General features: G+C 69.0%; 16 protein-coding genes. 14 read left to right on the forward strand and 2 right to left on the reverse strand.

Going from position 1 to position 19,725, the window contains the following annotated elements; translation table 11 throughout:
- Nucleotides 1-59: 59 nt before the first annotated feature.
- The 7 genes from EGT67_RS18775 (at nt 60) to EGT67_RS18805 (ending at nt 9,319) form a co-directional block, all read left to right on the forward strand.
- A complete protein-coding gene (locus tag EGT67_RS18775; protein ID WP_127917608.1) occupies nt 60-2,249 on the forward strand; it encodes an acyl-CoA dehydrogenase family protein in 2,190 nt (729 codons plus the stop codon).
- A gap of 128 nt (nt 2,250-2,377) precedes the next feature.
- Nucleotides 2,378-3,451: an acyl-CoA dehydrogenase family protein gene (locus EGT67_RS18780; RefSeq protein WP_127917609.1), complete on the forward strand. Its 1,074-nt coding sequence runs from the start codon at nt 2,378-2,380 to the stop codon at nt 3,449-3,451.
- On the forward strand, nt 3,436-4,584 hold the full coding sequence (locus EGT67_RS18785; RefSeq protein ID WP_127917610.1) for an acyl-CoA dehydrogenase family protein: 1,149 nt from the start codon (nt 3,436-3,438) through the stop codon (nt 4,582-4,584). The genes EGT67_RS18780 and EGT67_RS18785 overlap by 16 nt, the downstream gene beginning before the upstream one ends.
- Nucleotides 4,581-5,582 carry a bifunctional MaoC family dehydratase N-terminal/OB-fold nucleic acid binding domain-containing protein gene (locus EGT67_RS18790; protein WP_127917611.1) on the forward strand — a complete coding sequence of 334 codons (1,002 nt, stop codon included), beginning with the start codon at nt 4,581-4,583 and terminating at the stop codon, nt 5,580-5,582. The genes EGT67_RS18785 and EGT67_RS18790 overlap by 4 nt, the downstream gene beginning before the upstream one ends.
- Complete coding sequence (locus EGT67_RS18795) at nt 5,583-5,993, forward strand: MaoC family dehydratase (protein ID WP_127917612.1); 411 nt, start codon at nt 5,583-5,585, stop codon at nt 5,991-5,993.
- Nucleotides 5,990-7,159 (forward strand): lipid-transfer protein, encoded by a 1,170-nt coding sequence (locus EGT67_RS18800; protein ID WP_127917613.1) that lies wholly within the window; start codon nt 5,990-5,992, stop codon nt 7,157-7,159. The genes EGT67_RS18795 and EGT67_RS18800 overlap by 4 nt, the downstream gene beginning before the upstream one ends.
- A gap of 219 nt (nt 7,160-7,378) precedes the next feature.
- Entirely contained in the window at nt 7,379-9,319 is a 1,941-nt protein-coding gene (locus EGT67_RS18805) for a vWA domain-containing protein (RefSeq protein WP_241566116.1), read from the forward strand.
- Nucleotides 9,320-9,384: 65 nt separating this feature from the next.
- Here the strand turns inward: EGT67_RS18805 and EGT67_RS18810 are convergent, their stop codons facing one another.
- Nucleotides 9,385-11,724: an arylsulfatase gene (locus EGT67_RS18810; protein ID WP_127917614.1), complete on the reverse strand. Its 2,340-nt coding sequence runs from the start codon at nt 11,722-11,724 to the stop codon at nt 9,385-9,387.
- 62 nt (nt 11,725-11,786) lie between these two features.
- Here EGT67_RS18810 and EGT67_RS18815 point away from each other — a divergent pair, with 62 nt between their 5' ends.
- Nucleotides 11,787-12,440, forward strand: a complete 654-nt coding sequence (locus tag EGT67_RS18815) for a TetR/AcrR family transcriptional regulator (RefSeq protein ID WP_127917615.1) — start codon at nt 11,787-11,789, stop codon at nt 12,438-12,440.
- Here the strand turns inward: EGT67_RS18815 and EGT67_RS18820 are convergent.
- The gene (locus EGT67_RS18820; protein ID WP_127917616.1) at nt 12,383-13,900 is read right to left on the reverse strand and encodes an MFS transporter; all 1,518 of its coding nucleotides are present in this window, start codon (nt 13,898-13,900) and stop codon (nt 12,383-12,385) included. The two genes, EGT67_RS18815 and EGT67_RS18820, sit on opposite strands and share 58 nt — an antisense overlap.
- Before the next feature lie 409 nt (nt 13,901-14,309).
- Here EGT67_RS18820 and EGT67_RS18825 point away from each other — a divergent pair, with 409 nt between their 5' ends.
- From EGT67_RS18825 to EGT67_RS18850, 6 genes are all read left to right on the forward strand, one after another.
- Nucleotides 14,310-15,227 (forward strand): TauD/TfdA dioxygenase family protein, encoded by a 918-nt coding sequence (locus tag EGT67_RS18825; protein WP_127917617.1) that lies wholly within the window; start codon nt 14,310-14,312, stop codon nt 15,225-15,227.
- Between the two features lie 36 nt (nt 15,228-15,263).
- Nucleotides 15,264-16,529, forward strand: coding sequence for a DUF1214 domain-containing protein (locus EGT67_RS18830; protein WP_127917618.1), 1,266 nt, complete (start codon nt 15,264-15,266; stop codon nt 16,527-16,529).
- A gap of 37 nt (nt 16,530-16,566) precedes the next feature.
- Entirely contained in the window at nt 16,567-16,923 is a 357-nt protein-coding gene (locus EGT67_RS18835; protein WP_206612441.1) for a YidH family protein, read from the forward strand.
- A gap of 2 nt (nt 16,924-16,925) precedes the next feature.
- Nucleotides 16,926-17,255, forward strand: coding sequence for a DUF202 domain-containing protein (locus tag EGT67_RS18840; protein WP_241566117.1), 330 nt, complete (start codon nt 16,926-16,928; stop codon nt 17,253-17,255).
- A 167-nt stretch (nt 17,256-17,422) separates the two neighbouring features.
- The gene (locus EGT67_RS18845; RefSeq protein WP_127917620.1) at nt 17,423-18,259 is read left to right on the forward strand and encodes a mycofactocin-coupled SDR family oxidoreductase; all 837 of its coding nucleotides are present in this window, start codon (nt 17,423-17,425) and stop codon (nt 18,257-18,259) included.
- The gene (locus tag EGT67_RS18850; protein WP_127917621.1) at nt 18,256-19,725 is read left to right on the forward strand and encodes an MFS transporter; all 1,470 of its coding nucleotides are present in this window, start codon (nt 18,256-18,258) and stop codon (nt 19,723-19,725) included. Before EGT67_RS18845 ends, EGT67_RS18850 begins: the two co-directional genes overlap by 4 nt.

Here is a 19,725-nt window from a genome sequence, read left to right on the forward strand (position 1 = left end):
CGAACATATTAGAACACGTTCTAGATGAAAATGTCATCCATGAGAGGCGGGTAGCCGTTGTGACAATCGCCACGACCGACGAACAGAAGGCCGTCCAGGAGTCGATTCAGGCGTGGGCCCGCTCCGCGACCCCGGTCGCCATTTTACGCGAGGGACCTGCCGATTTCTGGCGTCAGTCGTGGCCGTCGATGGCCGATCTGGGGCTGTTCGCGGTGGGTGTCCCCGAGTCGGTCGGCGGTGTCGGCGGTCAGATCGTCGACCTTGCCGCGATGTTGGAACAGGCCGCAACCGAACTCGTGGGCGGCCCGATTCTCCCGACCGCGCTCGCCGGCCTGGTGCTCGGCCGCAGCGCGGGCGCTGCCGCGAAGCAGTGGGCCGGCCGGATCGCGGAGGGCGATCTGCCGGTGTCCGTCGTGCTCGACGCCGCGGCGCTCTCCGCCGCCTCGGACGCCGACGGTGGACTGGTCCTCAGCGGCGACGCGGGCAACGCCCTGGGCGGTGAGCCGGGTGTCGCGGTGCTCGTGCCGGTTCGGACCGGCGACTCCGCCGGCGGCACGGCGTGGTGCCTGGTCGACGGCGGCGCGCCGGGGCTGACGGTCGAGCCGCTCGACATCCTCGACAAGAGCCGCGCCACCGCACGGGTGCGCTGCGACGGCGTCGTCGTGTCGCCGGACCGCATCGTCACCGGCGTCGCGCCGGAACTGGTGCGCGACCTCGCCGCCACGCTGATCGCGGCGGAGGCGGCCGGTGTGGCGGGCTGGACCCTGCGGACCGCGGTCGAGTACGCCAAGATCCGCGAGCAGTTCGGCAAGCCGATCGGCTCCTTCCAGGCGATCAAGCACCTGTGCGCCGAGATGCTGTGCCGCGTCGAGCAGGCGCGGGCCGTCGCGTGGGATGCGGCCGTCGCGGCCGAGGACGCGCTGCCGGACCCCGACGCCGGTCATTCCGGTGCGTCCGAACTGCCGATCGCCGCGGCCGTCGCCGGGGCCGTCGCGCTGGACGCGGCCGTCCAGAACGCCAAGGACTGCATCCAGGTCCTCGGCGGCATCGGATTCACGTGGGAGCACGACGCGCACTTCTACCTGCGTCGCGCGGTCTCGAACAAGCAGTTCCTCGGCGGCAGCAACGTCTGGCGCGCCCGGGTGACCGAGCTGACCCGGGCCGGGTCGCGCCGTCACCTGACGATCGACCTGTCGGAACTCGAGTCCGAGCGGACCGCGATCCGCGACGAGGTCGCCGCCCTCGCGGCGGTGCCGGAGGCCGAGCGCCGCGTCGCGGTCGCCGAGTCGGGATACGCCGCGCCGCACTGGCCGCGGCCCTACGGGCGCGGTGCGAGCGCCGCCGAGCAGATCCTCGTCGCCGAGGAGATGGCCGCCGCCGGTGTCGACCGTCCCGACCTGGTCATCGGCTGGTGGGCGGTGCCCACCGTCCTCGAGCACGGCAGCCCCGAGCAGATCGAGCGGTTCGCGCTGCCGACGCTGCGCGGCGAGATCACGTGGTGCCAGCTGTTCAGCGAGCCCGGCGCGGGCTCGGACCTGGCGTCGCTGCGGACCACCGCGGAGAAGGTCGACGGCGGCTGGAAGCTCAACGGCCAGAAGGTGTGGACGTCGCTCGCCCGCGAGGCCGACTGGGGCATCTGCCTGGCCCGCACCGACAAGGACGCCCCGAAGCACAAGGGCATCACGTACTTCCTGCTCGACATGCGCACCGCGGGCATCCGGATCTCGCCGCTGCGGGAGATCACCGGTGACGCGCTGTTCAACGAGGTGTTCCTCGACGACGTGTTCATCCCGGACGAGTGCGTCGTGGGGCCGGTGAACGGCGGCTGGAAGCTCGCCCGCACCACCCTGGCGAACGAGCGGGTCGCGATGAGCGGTGGATCCTCGCTCGGCAAGGCCGTCGAGGAACTCCTCGAGCTGGCGGGCGAGCCGGACGCCGTGACCGCCGACCACCTGGGTGCGCTGATCTCGGAGGCGCTCGTCGGGTCGTTGCTCGAGCTGCGGACGACGCTGCGTCAGCTCGACGGCCAGGACCCCGGGCCGGCGTCGAGCGTGCGCAAGCTCGTCGGTGTACGCAACCGTCAGGGTGTCGCGGAGTTCGCCGTCGAACTCGCGGGCGAGGCCGGCTGGGTCGAGGGTCCACTCACCCGGGAGTTCCTCAACACGCGGTGCCTGTCGATCGCGGGCGGCACCACGCAGATCCTGCTCACGGTCGCGGCCGAGCAACTCCTCGGGCTGCCGCGCGGCTGACATTCGGGACGGGGCCCGGCCCCACGAGAACAGAGGTGAACGTGTTCTCGTGGGGCCGGGCCCTTTCTTCGCTAAGCTGCAGGTGATACAACAAGAACACGTTCTAAATCGTAGGCGGGATTGGCAGCGTGGATTTCACTCTGGATCAGACTCAAGAAACGGTGGCGGAGATCGTCGTGGGCCTGTTGGCCCGCGAGCACACCGATCCCGCCGACACCGGTGGCTTCAGCCCCGAGCTGTGGCAGGCGCTCGCGAAGGCGGACCTGCTCTCGCTCGCGGTGCCCGAGCGACTCGAAGGCGACGGGCTGGGCGTGCTCGAGGTGGCGACGATGCTCACCGAGATCGGACGCGGTGCCGCGCCCGTTCCGGCGCTCGCGACCCTCGGCTTCGGCGTCCTCCCGGTGCTCGCGCTCGGCTCCACCGAGCAGCAGGACGCGCTGCTCGACGGTGTCGCGGCCGGCCGGGTGCTCACCGCGGCGCTCGCCGAGCAGGGCGCCGCGTTCCCGGCACAGCCGTCGACCACCGCCGTGGCGGACGGCGCCGACGTCGTGGTGACCGGACTCAAGATCGCCGTTCCGTTCGCGGACATCGCGCACCGCATCCTGGTGCCCACCGACGCCGGCGTGGTGCCGGTGGCCCCGGACGCGCCGGGCGTCACGCTCACCAAGAGCGCGACTTCGGCGGGGGGACCGGAGTTCACGGTCCGGTTGGACGCGGTGCGCGTCCCGGCCGCCGACGTCCTCGGCGGCGGGCTCGACGGTGTCGCAGCGCTCAACCGGATCGCACTCGCGAGCATCGGTGCGTACGCAGACGGCCTGCTGGCCGGTGCCACCGGCCTGGCGGCCGACCACCTCACCACGCGTGAGCAGTTCGGCAAGCCGCTCGCCGCCTTCCAGGCGGTGGCCCAGCAGATCGCGGACGTCTACGTCACGTCCCGGACGCTGCACGTCTCGGCGCTCGCGTCGGCGTGGCGGGTGTCCGAGGGCCTCGACGCCGCAGACGATCTCGACGTGCTGGCGTACTGGATCGCGACCGAGGTCCCGGCGGCGATGCGGACACTGCACCACCTGCACGGCGGCATCGGCGTGGACGTCACGTACCCGATGCACCGCTACTTCTCGATTGCCAAAGACCTGGCGCGCCTGGTCGGCGGCGCCTCGTACCGACTCGACCTCGTGGGGGCCCGGTGTTCATCGATCTGACACCCGAGCAGCGTGAGCTGCAGGCGGAACTGCGCCGCTACTTCTCCGGACTGATCTCGCCGGCCGAGGCCGAGATCATGCTGACCGAACGGCATGGACCCACCTACCGCGAGGTCATCCGCCGGATGGGCAAGGACGGCTGGCTCGGTGTCGGCTGGCCGGTCGAGTTCGGTGGCCGCGGTTTCGGCGAGATCGAGCAGCAGATCTTCGTCAACGAGGCTGTGCGCGCGGACGTTCCGCTGCCGTCGGTCACGCTGCAGACGGTCGGCCCGACGCTGCAGGTCTACGGAACCGAGGAGCAGAAGCGCAAGTTCCTGCCGGCGATCCTCGCCGGCGAGGTGCACTTCGCGATCGGCTACTCCGAGCCGGACGCCGGTACCGACCTGGCGGCGCTGCGCACCACCGCAGTGCGCGACGGCGACGAGTACGTCGTCAACGGCCAGAAGATCTTCACCACCGGCGGCCACGACGCCGACTACATCTGGCTCGCGGTCCGCACCGGCGACGCCGAGTCCCGGCACCGCGGCATCTCGATCCTGATCGTCGACACCAAGGATCCGGGATTCACCTGGACCCCGATCATCACCGCCGACGGTGCCCACCACGTCAACGCCACCTACTACACCGACGTCCGGGTTCCGGCGAGCATGCTCGTCGGCGAGGAGAACAAGGGCTGGAAGCTCATCACGACGCAGCTCAACCACGAGCGCGTCATGCTCGGGCCGGCCGGCCGCGTCGCGGGCCTGTACGAGAAGGTCTACGACTGGGCCGCGAAGCGGGACCTGTTGGGCCTGCCCGACGTCCGTCGCGGACTCGGCGAGATCCATGCGACGTACCGCCTCAACGAACTGCTCAACTGGCAGGTCGCGGCCGCCACCGGCGACGTCGACATCGCCGACGCGTCGGCCACCAAGGTCTTTGCGACCGAACGCATCCAGCGAGTGGGCCGGATCGCGGACGAGATCGTCGGCGCGCACGGCGACCCGGGCGACCCCGAGACCGCGGCGCTCATGCGGTGGCTCGACGTCCAGGTGAAGCGCAACGTCGTCATCACGTTCGGTGGCGGCGTCAACGAGGTCATGCGCGAACTCATCGCCGTGGCCGGACTGGGATTGCCGAAGGTGCCGCGATGACCGAACAGGACACGACCGCACAGATTCTCGCGGGTGCGGAGCAGGTCAAGGCCGGCGGCGCGAGCAAGCCTCGCGCCGGCCGCGACCCGATCAACATGCCGATGATCCGGAACTGGCTCGAGGCGATCGGCGACGAGAACCCGATCTACGTGGACGACGACGCTGCCAAGGCGGCGGGCCACGGCGGGATCGTCGCGCCGCCCGCGATGGCACAGGTGTGGACCATGCGTGGTCTCGGTGCCGTCCGCGAGGAGGACGATCCGCTGGGCCGGATGACGCAGATCCTCGACGACGCCGGCTACACGTCGGTGGTCGCGACCAACTGCGACCAGATCTACCACCGCTACCTCCGTCCCGGCGAGGAGGTGACCATCGAGTCGACCCTCGAGGACGTCGTCGGCCCCAAGAAGACCGGGCTCGGCGAGGGATGGTTCTTCACGACCCGCAACCTGTGGAAGGTCGGCGACGAGGTGGTCGCCGAGATGCTGTTCCGCATCCTGAAGTTCGCGCCGCCGGCAAAGACGCAGCAGGCGCCGGTCGTGGCCGAGAGTGCCTCGGTTCCGGCGGATCTCGATCCGTCGCGCATGCTGCGACCGACACCGTCGCGGGACACCCAGTTCTTCTGGGACGGCGTGGCCGCGCACGAGTTGCGGATCCAGCAGCGCCCCGACGGCTCGCTGCAGCACCCGCCGGTGCCGGCGCTGTGGAAGGACAAGACCGAGACGACCGACTACGTCGTCGCGTCCGGTCGCGGCACCGTCTTCAGCTTCGTCGTCCACCACGCGCCGAAGGTGCCGGGTCGTTCCCTGCCGTTCGTCGTGGCGCTCGTCGAGCTCGAGGAGGGCGTGCGCATGCTCGGCGAGCTGCGCGACGTCGAGCCGTCCGAGATCTCGGTCGGCATGCCGGTGCAGGCCCAGTTCCTGGACTTCCCGGGCGATGACGAGACCGGTAACGAGCCCTGGACGCTGTACGCGTGGCGTCCGGTGAAGGAGTCGTAGATGACCAGCGCACTCGACATCTCCGTCGGCGACAAGCTGCCGGGCCTCTCGATCCACGGAGATCCCACGTTCATCGTCTCGACGGCGTTGGCCACCAGAGACTTCCAGGACGTGCACCACGACCGGGACAAGGCGCAGCAGCGCGGGTCGAAGGACATCTTCGTCAACATCCTCACCGACACCGGGCTGGTGCAGCGGTTCGTCACCGACTGGGCGGGCCCCCGCGCGCGGATCACGTCGATCAAGCTGCGCCTGGGTGTGCCGTGGTACGCGTACGACACGCTGAACCTCTCCGGTGAGGTCGTCGCCGCCGAGGACGGCATGGTGACCGTCAAGGTGGTCGGCACCGACAGCCTGGGCGACCACATCACGTCCACGGTAACCCTCGTCATGAACGGAGACGACGCATGAGCGGGCTGTCCGGCAAGGCCGCGATCGTCGGCATCGGCGCCACCGACTTCTCGAAGGACTCGGGGCGCAGCGAACTCCGTCTCGCCGCCGAGGCGGTCCAGGCCGCGCTCGACGACGCGGGGCTGAAGCCGTCGGACGTCGACGGTCTGACGTCGTTCACGATGGACACCAACACCGAAGCGGCCGTTGCCCGTTCGGTCGGTATTCCGAACCTGAAGTTCTTCAGCCGCATCCACTACGGCGGCGGCGCGGCGTGCGCCACCATCCAGCAGGCGGCGATGGCCGTGGCGACGGGTGTCGCGGACGTCGTGGTGGCCTACCGGGCGTTCAACGAGCGTTCGGGTGCACGCTTCGGTCAGGTCAATGCCGGGCTGGTGCAGCAGGTGAATTCGTCGGGCACCGACAACGCGTTCTCCTACCCGCACGGGTTGGGGACGCCGGCGTCGTTCGTGGCGATGGTCGCGCAGCGGTACATGCACGTATACGGCGCCACCAGTGAGGATTTCGGTCGCGTCGCGGTTGCCGACCGCAAGCACGCGGCCACCAACCCGAAGGCGTTCTTCTACGGCAAGCCGATCACCCTCGAGGACCACCAGAACTCGCGCTTCATCGCCGAACCGCTGCATCTGCTGGACTGCTGCCAGGAGTCCGACGGCGGCATCGCGATCGTCGTCACCTCGCCTGAGCGGGCCAAGGATCTGCCGAACAAGCCGGCGATCATCGCGGCGGCCGCGCAGGGCAGCGGGCCGGACCAGTACATCATGACCAGCTACTACCGCGACGGCCTGACCGGTCTACCGGAGATGGGTCTGGTCGGCGACCAGTTGTGGCAGCAGTCGGGTCTGCGGCCGTCGGACATGCAGACCGCCGTGCTGTACGACCACTTCACCCCGTACGTACTGATGCAGCTCGAGGAACTCGGCTTCTGCGGTCGCGGCGAGGCCCGCGACTTCATCGCCAACGGCGCCGTCGAACTGGGCGGCCGGCTCCCGATCAACACCCACGGCGGCCAGCTGGGTGAGGCCTACATCCACGGCATGAACGGCATCGCCGAGGGCGTCCGCCAGATCCGCGGCACCTCCGTCAACCAGGTGCCCGACGTCGAGAACGTGCTCGTCACCGCCGGAACCGGCGTTCCCACTTCGGGACTCGTGTTGAGCGTGTAAGACCGGCCGCCGAAACGCGCGCGCCGTTCCTGGTCCCCGTCGACCGCCGATCTCGCATCGGCCGTCGGCGGGGACTGCGTGGTTTCGGGTGTTGTCGACAGGGGTGGGGGCGGCTCACCCTCTACGTGGTCACCGGGGAATCAGGGTGGACGAGGGCGTGCCTCGTCACTGTATGGTCGGGCCCGGAACTGAATAGAGCTACGAATCAGGCGGGGGACGATGCCGAAGATTGCTGAGCGACTGACGAAACTGACCATGGGGATGGCCGCAGTGCTGGTCGGTCTGACGACGGCCGCCTCGCCGGCCGCGGCGCAGGAGAGTGGTGAATCGGGTTCGCGGTACGCGCCGACCATGCTCATCCTCGACGCGTCCGGGTCCATGCAGCGTCCCGATCCCGCGGGCACGATGATGGATGCAGCCAAGAAGGCGGTCCACACGTTCGTCGATGCAGCGCCGCTCGACTCGCAGGTGGGACTGACGGTGTACGGGACCGGCACCGGCAGTGACGAGGCCGAGAAGGCTGCGGGCTGTCGTGACATCCAGGTGCTGCACAAGGCGGATCGCCTCGACAGAGCCGCACTCGGCAGTGCGGTCGACGGTGTCCGGGCGAGCGGATGGACGCCGATGGGCAATGCGTTACGGGAGGCCGCCGCAGCCATGCCGAGCTCGGGACCGCGCTCGATCGTGCTGGTCTCCGATGGTGAGGACACCTGTTCGCCACCCGAACCCTGTGAGGTTGCCAGGGAATTGAAATCACAGGGCGTCGATCTGGTGATGCACGCGATCGGCTTCGCGGTCGACAGCGCCGCCCGCGCCCAGCTCACGTGCATGGCGCAGGCGACCGGGGGCACCTACACCGACGCCGCGGACGGACCGGCTCTGGAACGAATTCTGCCGAGAGTCACCGCAGCCGCGCTGCGCAACTACGAGTCGGCCGGTACCCGGATCGTCGGAACTGCCGAGTACGACAGCGCGCCGGTGGCGCGGCCGGGACAGCACCTGGACACGATCGGGCAGAAGGAATCTCGCTACTACGCGGTCGACGTCCCGGACGGGGCCACCGCCTACTTCAGCGGAACCATCTCCTTTCCCCGTGTACCCGACGTTCCCAGCGTCGAGGACATGAATGTCCTGAGCCTGCGGGTGTACGGCAGGGACGGCCGAGACTGCAACGAGTACGAATTCGAGCAGGTGACGAATTCGAGCGACGGCGCGGCGCTGACGGTCGCCACGCAATTCGACGGGGCGACGAAGAAGGGCAGCGTCGCCGACACGTGCAAGGGCGGTGGACGCTACTACTTCGCACCGACCTGGGACAGGGTCTCCCGCGGGGTGCCGGAACGGTTGCCGATCGAGCTGCTCGTCGGAATCGAACCCGCCGCAACCGATCCCGGTCCCGCAGCGGCCACGACGCCGACCGTCTTCACCGAACCCGTCGGCGCCGGGACCCCTGCCGTCGGAGGCGGATCCTTCAACATCGCCACCGAGCTCGACGGGAGCGGCCGCTACACCGACACCCTCCAGACCGGCGAGTTCGTGTTCTACAAGGTCGAACTGGACTGGGGCCAGGGACTGGCGTATCGCGTGCACTACGACGCGAACGGTGGCCGCGGCGTGGAGAACGTCTCGAACATTCAGTCCGTGCTCTATGCCCCGACTCGTGAGGAGATCGACCGGGACTTCGGGGCGTACACCGGCGCCGACGCCGTGTTGCCGGCCAACGAACCGGCTTTCGCCACGGTACCGATTCGCTACGGCAACCGAACGTCCGACGTCCTCGAGACCCGCCGGCAAAGCATGCCGGGGTGGTACTACATCGCCGTGAAGGTGGGCTCCACCGCGGCCGGGGGCGACAAGCGGCCGGTGTCGATCCGTCTGGACCTGACCGTGAGCGGGACACCCGAAGCCGGTCCCGCGTACTCGACCGCGTTCGCGGACGGGATCTTCGGAGAGAACGCTGCCACCGCCCCCGCCGAGGGCAAGGCCTCCGATGATCCTGCCGAGGGCGCCGCGGCAGCCGATGCCGCCGGCGATGTCGCGGCACCTGCGGGCGCGCCCGCCTCGTCTTCGATCACGGGTGTCTTCATTGCTGTTGCCGCAGCGGTGGTCGTTCTGTGCGGTATCGGTGGCTGGCTCGTGGTCCGAACGCGACGCAGGTAGCCCTTGCTACCCGTGCGCCTTTCTGGTGGTTCCTCCCACCGGAAAGGCGCACGGGCGCGAAGTGCCTAGTGCGTCGCCAGCGCCACCCGCCGCCGCTCGTCGGCGGTTTCCGGACGGCCGTCGCCCGGCAGGTCGACGCGGACGTGGTGCAGGCGTCCGGTGAACGCGAAGCGGCCCACGATGTCGTCGCACACCGGGCTGCCGCGGTTGACGCCGATGTCGAGTTGTTCGTTCATGCTGAAGATCGCGCGTGTCGTCTGCTCGACGCGGGCGCTGCCCACCTCGACCCCGTCGACGGACAGCCGGGCGGTGCCGCCGAGGCCGATACCGCCACCGTCGTAGTCGAATTCGAGGCTGACCTCTCGGGTGTCCGCCGTCAGTTCGACGTCCGGTCGAACGAAGGTGCGGCCGCCGCCGCTGAAGTTGTAGCAGAACACCGGCTTCGAGTCGGCGACGTACAGTGCCAGACCACCGAAATGTCCGCCGAGGCTCGCCAGCACACCCTCGCACGGCTCGCCGCCGGTCTCGAGCGACGCCGTGATCACGTAGGAGCGGTTGAAGAACGGCGGTGCCGCCTTCTCCGGCAGGCCGTGCATGTGCGGGTACAGGGTGATGCTGGTGCGGCCCCGCAGTGGGTGCGGCGGGCGGTCCTGCGGTGCAGCGTTTCTCGTCACGGTGCGATCGTCGAGTGGCAGCACCTGGTAGCGGGCGGCCTCGACCAGGAACTTCTGCTTGAGCTCCTCGAGCTTCTCGGGGAACTCGGCGGCGAGGTCGCGCGCCTGCGACCAGTCGACGCTTGTGTCGTACAGTTCCCACCGATCCTCGTCGAAGGTGGGCAGTTTCAGCCCGTACGTGGCCATCAGCCACGGTGCCCGGTGCAGGGTCACCGCCGTCCATCCGTGGTGGTAGATGCCGCGGTTGCCGTAGATCTCGAAGTACTGCGTGGTGTGCCGGTCCGTCGCGTCGGCGTCGGTGAACGTGTAGTTCATCGCGACACCCTCCATCGGCTTCTGCGGTACGCCGTCGACGGTGTGCGGCGCCGGGACGCCCGCCGCCTCCAGGATCGTCGGGGTGATGTCGACGCAGTGATGCCACTGGTGGCGGAGTCCGGTCTCGCTGATTCCGTTGGGCCAGTGCGCGATCAGCCCGTTGCGGGTGCCGCCGTAGTGCGATGCCGCCTGCTTCGCCCACTGGTAGGGGGTGTCGAGCGCCAACGCCCACGACGCGGGGTAGTGCGGATAGCTCGTCGGGGTGCCCAGCTCGTCGAACCGCTCGAGCACCTCGGCGGTGGTCTGCTTGTAGCCGTTGAGCCCGGCGAGGTAGTTGAACGAGCCCTCCATGCCGCCCTCGGCGGAGGCGCCGTTGTCGCCGAGCATGTACAGCACGAGCGTGTTGTCGAGCGCACCCAGTTCCTGCAGCCGGTCGACGAGCCGGCCGACCTGGTCGTCGGTGTGCTCGAGGAACGCCGCGTACAGCTCCATCAGACGGGCGGAGACCTTCTTCTGGTCGTCGTCCAGCTCGTCCCAGTGCGGCAGATCGCCCGACCACGGCGCCAGTTCGGTCTCCGGCGGGACCACCCCGAGCTGCTTCTGCCGTTCGAGCGTGATCTCCCGCTGCCGGTCCCAGCCGTGGTCGAACTCGCCCCGGTACTTGTCGAGATAGCTGTCGGGTACCTGCAGCGGCGCGTGGCACGCACCGAACGGCAGGTAGCAGAACCACGGCTTGTCCGGGTCCATCGTCCCGACCGACTCGATCCACTCGATCGCACGGTCCACCAGGTCCTCCGACATGTGGTAGCCCTCCTCGGGTGTGCACGGCGGATCGACGACGGTGAAGTCCCGGTACAGGACGGGGGAGAACTGGTCCGACTCGGCGCCGAGGAAGCCGTAGAACCGGTCGAACCCTTCCCGGGTGGGCCAGCGGTCGAACGGTCCGGCCTCGCTGATCTCCCACGTCGGCGTCTGGTGCATCTTGCCGAACGCGCCCGTCGCGTATCCGTTGCCCTGCAGGACGCGGGCCACCGTCGCCGCCGAGTCGGGTCGGGTGCCGTTGTAACCCGGTGCTGCCGTGGCCTGTTCGGCGATGACGCCGAAGCCGACGCTGTGGTGGTTGCGGCCGGTCAGGGTCGCGGCCCGGGTCGGCGAGCACAGCGCCGTGGTGTGGAAGCGGGTGTACTTGACGCCGTCGGCGGCCAGGCGTTCCGCAGTGGGGGTGCGGCACGGGCCGCCGAACGCCGACGGGGCGCCGAAGCCGACGTCGTCGAGCATCACCAGCAGGACGTTGGGGGCGCCGACCGGCGGGCGGACCGGTTGCGGCCGGGTGAACGGTTCCTGCTGGTTGCGATAGTCGACCGCGGTCGAGACCGCAGGTTCGGTGCGGACGATGGGAATCGAGTGGCGGTTCATGGTGCACCTCTCTGGGCGGTGGAACAGGGGAGGGTACAGGCTGCGCCTTGACCCTTAAAGCGATGACTTACTACTCTCTCGGCGTGTCGAACCCTGGAAACGCGAAAAGCGCCATGATCGAAGTCGCCGAGCGCATGTTTGCCGAACGCGGCATCGACGGCGTGTCGATGCGCGACGTCGCGGCGGCCGCCGGCCAGAAGAACAACTCGGCCGTGCAGTACCACTTCGGTGGGCGGGACGGTCTCGTGCTCGAGGTGTTCCGGCGCCGCATGCAGGAGATCAACCGCAACCGCGCGGCGTTCCTCGCGGATCTGGACGAGGAGGGCCGCGGCGGCGACGTGCGCGCCCTCGTCGAGGCCGTCGTCGTGCCCCTCGCGGACTACCTCCGGACCTCGGGCACCGACTCCTACTACGCGCAGTTCATCGCCCGGGTCTCCCCGTCGGTCGACATCCTGAACCCCGATCTGTCCGAGGTCACCGAGGCCAGTCGCGAGGTGTCCGGTCGGCTGATGCGCGCGCTCGACCACCTGCCGCGCCGCGTCGCCGTGATCCGGGTGGACCTGATGCTGAACATGGCGGTGTCGGCACTCGCGGTGTTCGAGCAGCGTCGCAACAGCGGGAATCCCGTGGTGGACGCGGACTTCGACGAGACCGTGCGTCATCTGATCGACATGTCGGTAGGGGCGTTGGAGGCTCCGGAGTCCACCTCGGCCTGATCGTCGGGTGTTTGCGACACCAGACCGCCGGTGGCGGGCCGGCGTCCGTGCTTCATCACGAGCGCGACGACGATGCCGACGAGGCCCACCGCCCCCGCGTAGAGGAAGCCGCGCGAGATCGCCTCGTCCGCATAGAGGACCGCGTGCGTCTTCGGGTTGACCGCCTGCACGTGATGCGACATGACGACGCCGGTGACGGTGACCGCGACCGCCGAGCACAGTTGCATCGTCACGCCCGCGATCGCGGTGCCCACACCGCTCGTCTCCGGCGGCAGCGAGTCCTGCACCAGGTTGGCGTTGGACGAGTGCAGGAATCCCACCGCGAAACCCGCGATCGCGCTCAGCAGCGCCACCTGCCACTGCAGCGTCAGCAGTTCGCTGCCGAGGTACATGGTGATGAGGAAGAAGACTCCGGACGCGAGCAGCACCTGCCGTGCCCCGATTCGCTTGGCGAGGTAGCCGCCCAGCGGACCGGCGAGCATCGCCATGATCCCGAGCGGGCAGGTCCACAGCGCGTACTGGGTGGCGGAAAGGCCGGCGCCGTAGGAGATCCCGGAAAGTCCGGCGGGGGTCTGCAGGAGGGTCGGCATCAGCATCGAGTGCGCGTTCATCATGTAGGCGAGTCCGGTGACCGCCAGGATCGTCGGGCCGAACTTGCGGCCGAAGAGGATCTTCAGGTCGATGAGCGGATGCGGTGCGACGCGCTGCCACGCGACGAACGCCACGAGCATCACGACGCCCGCGAGCAGGAGACCGCGGGTGCTCGTCGCGGACCAGCCCCACGAACTGCCCTTCGTGATGCCGAGGAGCAGGACCGCGACGCCGGGGCCGAGCAGCGCCGTGCCGAGGTAGTCCACCGGGCGATCGGTGCGCACCGGGCTCTCCGGCACCACCGCCCAGTACACGGGGATCAACACGGCGAGGTAGATCGCCATGAACCAGAAGATCCCGTGGAAGCCGAATCCGTCGATCAGCCACCCGGCGATGAACGGTCCCGCGACCGCGGACATCCCGATGCCGGTCGCGACCATGCCCAGTGCGACGGGCACGAAGTCCCGCGGCATGATGTCGCGCACCAGGCTGTACGAGAGGGCGACGATGCCGACGAGCACGCCCTGCATCGCCCGGCCGGCGAGCAGGACGGCGAACGAGGTCGCCGTCGCGCACACGACACTGCCGAGTACGAAGACGACGGCCAGGCCGAGGATCACGCGCTTCTTCCCGAGCTTGTCCGACGCCTTGCCGATGAGCGGCATGAGCGTCGCACCGGTCAGCGTGACGATCGAGACCACCCACGCGATGTCGAGCGTCTGGAAGACCGGTGCCATGTGCGGCATGGCCGGGTAGACCATGAGGATCTCGAACGTCGCGATCTCGGAGAAGAAGATGATCACGGCGAGTACGGCGAAGATTCGAGCCCGTGGGACCTTGCCTCGAACCGGAGTGAGGGCGAGCGCCATCGTTGTCCTTCGTTTCGTGTGAAGAGCGGCGACGACTGCGCATGAGATGTCTGGGGCGCAGAGTGTTTCGTCGTCGAGAGGAATCTGCCTGGCGGTGGCGCGTTCGATGTTCCGGGGCGGGCGGGTGAGTCGCCCCGGGAAGGGGACCTTAGCCCCGGCCGCACCACGTCGTGTGACGCGGGTCCCACTCAGTGGAAGGTTCGCGGGCGCCGGGTTCGGCCGTTTCGCTCGCGGTGGAGGCGTCAATAAATCTACCGTGCAGCATGTTTCGACATTTAAGGCAGTGTCTTGACGGTTTAAGTCACTGACTGATAGCTTGCCGGGGACGTCCTCGACGGCTCGGTTGAGTGGAGGGCGTCGACGGCGGCGGTGTGTTCGGGGCGGGATCTCACGAGAGAAGGAGGCTGGCATGGCAACGCTGACCAGTAGTCGAACGGTCGAGATCGGTGGTCACTCGATCGAGTTCGGACCTCGCGGAATGCGCAGGTGTGCAGACGGATTCGAGTCGCGTCCGTATACGCAGTTCGAGGTGCGACCGGTGACGCCGTACATCGGCGCGGAGATCCACGGCGTGGACCTGCGCGATCCGAGCGCGGCGGTGGTCGAGGAACTGCGTCGGGCCCTGCTCGAGTGGAAGGTCGTGTTCTTCCGCGATCAGCAGATCACCGCAACCCAGCACCGCGACTTCGCGCGGCACTGGGGAGAACTCGAGGTGCACCCTCTTCTCCCACAGGGCGAGGTTCCCGAGGTGGTCCACTTCGATCGCGGCGAGGACAACCCCGGCACCGAGAACATCTGGCACGTCGACGTGACGTGGCAGAAGCGGCCGCCGCTCGGATCGGTGCTGCGCGCGTTGGAGGTACCGCCGACAGGCGGGGACACGCTGTGGGCCGACATGGGCAACGCGTACGACTGCCTGTCCGACGAGGTCAAGGAGCAGATCGAGGGTCGCGTCGCGATTCACGACTTCGTGCCGTCGTTCGGCCGCTCGATGGGGCCCGAGAAGCTGGCGGCCATGAAGGAGCAGTACCCGCCCGTCGCGCACCCGATCGTCCGGATCCACCCCGAGACCGGTCGCCGGACGCTGTTCGTCAACAGCCTGTTCACCACTCACATCGCTGACATGGATCCGGTCGAGGGCGAGGCGTTGCTGCGTCACCTCTTCGACCAGGCCAAGGTGCCGGACTTCCAGTGCCGGTTCCGGTGGCAGCCGAACTCGATCGCGTTCTGGGACAACCGCGCCACCCAGCACTACGCCGCCAGCGACTACTTCCCCCACCGGCGGGTGATGGAGCGGGTCGCCATTCTCGGCGATGTCCCGGCCTGACCGGGCATCGAACGACCACAGGGAGTGAGGCTCTTCATGGTTCGACCTCTCGACGAGCGCCAAATCCGGAATGCGGAGCTCGACGCCGCCTGGCAGAGTCTGTGCGACAACCTTTCTCGGGCGTCGAAGGTGATCTCGACGGATCCGCGGTCCGACGACCCCGTCATGCGGGCGGCGGGCTACCGGTACCTGCTCAACCTGCTCAACGCCGGACTGGAACAGGTGGTCTTCAGTGCCGATCCGGACTACCCCGAGGTGGGGCACCTGCAGGACAACACCAAGCGGTACGCCACGGAGTCACCGGACTGCCTGTTCGGTCATGCGGTGCTCGATCCGGGCGGGACGTATCGGCTGACCGGAACCGGCGGGCGCGCCCGGTACATCGGGCTGACGCTCTACGACACCGTCAGCCTGTACGAGAAGGTTCGGTCCGACCGGGACCGGCCGACGGACTTCCGTGCCGCGTTCAAGGCGGCCACCGGGTCCACGCTCGGCGCGATCTCGAATCCCGGCGGAATCACGTCGCGCGACAACGGCGATTTCGAGGTGATCATCAGCGCCGAGCCGCACGGGGGCAACTGGTTGCCGATGCCGCCGAACACGAAGGACATCATCACGCGCCAGTACTTCTACGACTGGGACGCCGAGGAGCCGTACCACGTCTCGATCGAACGGATCGACGTCGACGGCCCGGGGCCGCTCGCCGAACCCGTCGTGGTGACCGGTCAGGTGGAATCCGTCGGGCGCTTCGTCGACGGTTTCGCCGAGTACTGGGCCACGATGTACCGCCTGCGCGACCGCGAACGCAACGTGCTGCGGACCCAGCCCGCGGTGAGTACGTCGTATGCGAGCGATGACGGACACATCGCCTACGGCGGCGGGACTTTCGAGATCGGCCCCGACGAGGCGTTGATACTCGAGGTGACGCCGCCGGACTGCCACTTCTGGAACATCCACCTCGGCGACTACTGGGGGCAGTCGCTCGACTACACCTATCGGCAGACGTCGCTCAACGGCCACCAGGCGGTACTGGACGATGACGGCGTGTTCCGGGCGGTCGTCGCGCATCGCGATCCCGGGGTGGCGAACTGGCTGGACACCGCCGGGAACGCCGTCACCCGCTGCGTCTACCGGTGGTGGCTGGCGACGGCCACGGATCTTCCGACGCCGACCGTGCGTAAGGTGAGGTTCGCCGATGTACCGGCCGAGTTGCCCGCCGCCACGAAACGGGTGGGCTCGGACGAGCGGCGTGCGGTGCTCGGTCGCCGACGCGCGGCGGTGCTGAGGCGTTACGTCCGTTGAGCGGATCGACGAGCAAGGAGGATCGGGCGCGGTGACGATGCGAGGCTGGCGACCCAAGGCGTTCCGGGAAGGGGACGATCCGGATCCGCGATTCACCCTCGCGAACGAGCGGACCTTCCTCGCGTGGGTCCGCACCGGGCTGGGATTGATCGCGGCTGCCGTCGGTCTCGAGGCCTTCGGGTCCGACGTCGTCGGTCCCGCGGTCCACACCGTCCTCGTGGTGGCCCTGCTCGTCGGCGCGATTCTGCTCGTGATGTTCGCCTTCGCCCGGTGGATGGCGGTCGAGGCAGCGATGCGTACCGGGCGGAGCCTGCCGGTACCCGCCATCGCGGCAGTGCTGTCGTGCCTGATCGCCGGTGCCGGCGCAACCCTGCTCATCGTGGTGGTGCGCTGACCGTGGCGGACCCGGCCCACCGGGATCCGGGCCTGCAGCCCGAGCGGACGACGCTCGCATGGGTGCGCACCGCCGCGAGCCTGGCCGCGGTCGCATTCCTGTGTCTGCGGTACGTGCCGGGATCGTCGGTTGTGGTGCAGGTGATCGGGGTGTGGGCGATCGCGGCGGCGTCCGTGGTCGTGGTGACCGCGCGCCGCCGGCACGAACGGGCCAGCGAGCACTTCGGCGCCGGTCGCGTCGTGTACCCGTTCGCGATCATGCTCGGCCTGGCCGCCACGGTGGTGGCCCTCGCCGCGGTGTCGGCCGTGGTCATTCTCGTCGTCGGTCGGTGACGATCCCGTCGCATTCCCCAACCGGACCGTCGATTGTGATTCCGTGGGAGTGGTGCACGAACTTCCCGCTGGCCGGGACTTGTGGCTGGTGTCACACCCTGGGCGGGTAGTGATAGTTGCGGACCCCGTGTGTCGTCACGGTCCCCGATCTCGAGGAGAGCAGCAGCATGGAGGAGTTCGAAGGCAAGGTCGCACTGATCACCGGCGCAGCCCGGGGACAGGGCCGGTCGCACGCCGTGGCATTCGCCGAGCGCGGCGCCGACATCGTCATCTGTGACCGGTGCGAGGACAGCGATTCGGTGTTCTACCCGCTCGGCACCGAGGAGGACATGGCCGAGACCGTCCGCCTCGTGGAGGCGACCGGACGCAAGTGCATCGCGGTCAAGGCGGACACCGCCGATCGTGCGGCGATGGACGACCTGGTCAAGCGCGCCGAGTCCGAGTTCGGCCGCGTCGACATCGCCGTCGCGAACGCGGGCGTCTCGGTGGCCGCACCGGTGCAGTCGATGACGTCCGCGCAGTGGGACGAAGCGATCGGCAGCAACCTCACCGGTGTCTTCAACACCATCGGCGCGGTGTCGCCCGGCATGATCGAGCGCGGCTACGGCCGGATCGTCACCATCTCCTCGATGCTCGGCCGCGCCGGCAACACCAACATGGTGGCCTACGCCGCGTCCAAGTGGGGCGTCATCGGCATGACGAAGAGCGCCGCGCTGGACCTCGCGCAGAACGGCATCACCGTCAACGCGATTGCGCCGGGCAACATCTCGACCGGGATGATCCACAACAAGGCGCTCTACTCGATGATGCGCCCCGACCTGGAAGAACCGACGATGGACGACGTCGCCCCGGTCTTCCAGTCCCTGCACGCACAGCCGGTTCCGTGGCTCGATCCGTTCGAGATCACCCGCGCCGTGCTCTTCTTCGCCGCCGAGGCCAGCGCTCACATCAGCGGCACCGTGCTTCCGATCGACGCCGGTAACGCCGCCCGTGTAACCGGGTGATCGCCGGCCTGGCGCCCGCTCCGCGCACGGCGCGGAGCGGGCCCGTCATCGGCGTCCTGAGTCTGAGCGGCGTCCTCGTCGCGCTCCTGCAGACGCTCGTGGTGCCGGTCCTGCCGGCATTCGCCGTCGACCTCGGCGTCACGCCGACCAGCGCGTCGTGGCTGGTGACCGTCACGCTGCTCACCGCGGCCGTGGGCACACCGCTGATCGGCAGGCTCGCCGACATGTTCGGCAAGCGCGCGATGATGCTGGTGTGCCTGGGGCTGATGATCGCGGGTTCGGTATTGGCCGCCGTCGGACCGGGATTCGCGACGGTGGTCGCCGGACGCGGCCTGCAGGGCTTCGCGATGGCGTTGATGCCGGTCGGGATCAGCATGATGCGTGACGTCCTGCCACCCGAACGGCTCGGCGGCGGTGTCGCATTGATGAGCGCGACAATCGGCATCGGCAGTGTGCTCGGGATGCCCCTGTCGGGGGTCCTCCACGAGCACCTCGGCTGGCAGTCGCTGTTCTGGGTTCCCGCCGGGTTCGCGGTCGTGATGGCGGCGCTGCTGCCGTTCGTGGTTCCGGAATCGAACACCCGCGCCGCCGGGCGGTTCGACTACCGGGGCGCAGTGTTGCTGACGTCGGCGCTGACCGCGGTGCTGCTCGCGATCTCCAAGGGCGGCGCGTGGGGCTGGGGGAGTGCACCGACCGTCGGTCTCGCGGTCGCCGGAGCGATCGGGCTGATGGTGTGGATTCCGCTGGAGCTGAGGACTTCCCATCCGCTCGTCGACCTCCGGACGTCGATGCTGCGCCCGGTGCTGGTGTCCAACGTGTGTGCGCTGCTGCTCGGTTTCGCGATGTTCCTCAGTTCCTACGCGTCCACGCAGGAACTCCAGGTTCCGGCGTCGACCGGGTACGGCCTCGGGCTCAGCGCGGCGGCCGCCGGTCTGGTGATGCTGCCCGGCGGCGTCGTGATGATCCTGCTGGCACCGGTGTCGGCGGCGATGATCCGTGGCTGGGGTGCCCGGGTGACGCTCGCCGTCGGCGCGGGCGCGATCGCCCTGGGATTCGCCGAACGCGGCGTGCTCGGCAGCAGTGTCCTGGTCGTCGGGATCAGCGCGTTCGTCGTCTCGGTGGGCGTCGCGTTCGCGCTCGCCGCGATGCCGGTGCTGATCACGAACGCCGTCCCGCTCGACCAGACCGCGTCGGCCAACAGCGTCAACAGCCTGGTTCGGGCGGTCGGAACGTCGACCGCGAGTGCGGTGGGCGCGGCCGTGCTCGCCGCCTCGACCGTGACGGTCGGCGCCGCCATCGTGCCGGCGGAGATCGGGTTGGACAGGCTCTTCTGGCTCGGGGCGGTCGTGGCGACCGCGGCGCTGGTGGTGATGCTGTGCGTGCCGCTCGCCCGGCCCCGAACGGCCCAGGGCCCGACGGCACGCGACGGCGCGTGCACGGTCGACGACGTGCTCCCGGTCCGGTGA

This window comes from Prescottella agglutinans (assembly GCF_004011865.1).
Lineage (GTDB): Bacteria > Actinomycetota > Actinomycetes > Mycobacteriales > Mycobacteriaceae > Prescottella > Prescottella agglutinans.

Coding starts and splice junctions, on each gene's coding strand:
- EGT67_RS18830 (WP_127917618.1), top strand. CDS start 15,264: ATGGTTCGACCTCTCGACGAGCGCCAAATCCGGAATGCGGAGCTCGAC.
- EGT67_RS18835 (WP_206612441.1), top strand. CDS start 16,567: ATGCGAGGCTGGCGACCCAAGGCGTTCCGGGAAGGGGACGATCCGGAT.
- EGT67_RS18815 (WP_127917615.1), top strand. CDS start 11,787: ATGACTTACTACTCTCTCGGCGTGTCGAACCCTGGAAACGCGAAAAGC.
- EGT67_RS18820 (WP_127917616.1), bottom strand. CDS start 13,900: ATGGCGCTCGCCCTCACTCCGGTTCGAGGCAAGGTCCCACGGGCTCGA.
- EGT67_RS18805 (WP_241566116.1), top strand. CDS start 7,379: ATGCCGAAGATTGCTGAGCGACTGACGAAACTGACCATGGGGATGGCC.
- EGT67_RS18790 (WP_127917611.1), top strand. CDS start 4,581: ATGACCGAACAGGACACGACCGCACAGATTCTCGCGGGTGCGGAGCAG.
- EGT67_RS18810 (WP_127917614.1), bottom strand. CDS start 11,724: ATGAACCGCCACTCGATTCCCATCGTCCGCACCGAACCTGCGGTCTCG.
- EGT67_RS18825 (WP_127917617.1), top strand. CDS start 14,310: ATGGCAACGCTGACCAGTAGTCGAACGGTCGAGATCGGTGGTCACTCG.
- EGT67_RS18800 (WP_127917613.1), top strand. CDS start 5,990: ATGAGCGGGCTGTCCGGCAAGGCCGCGATCGTCGGCATCGGCGCCACC.
- EGT67_RS18795 (WP_127917612.1), top strand. CDS start 5,583: ATGACCAGCGCACTCGACATCTCCGTCGGCGACAAGCTGCCGGGCCTC.
- EGT67_RS18845 (WP_127917620.1), top strand. CDS start 17,423: ATGGAGGAGTTCGAAGGCAAGGTCGCACTGATCACCGGCGCAGCCCGG.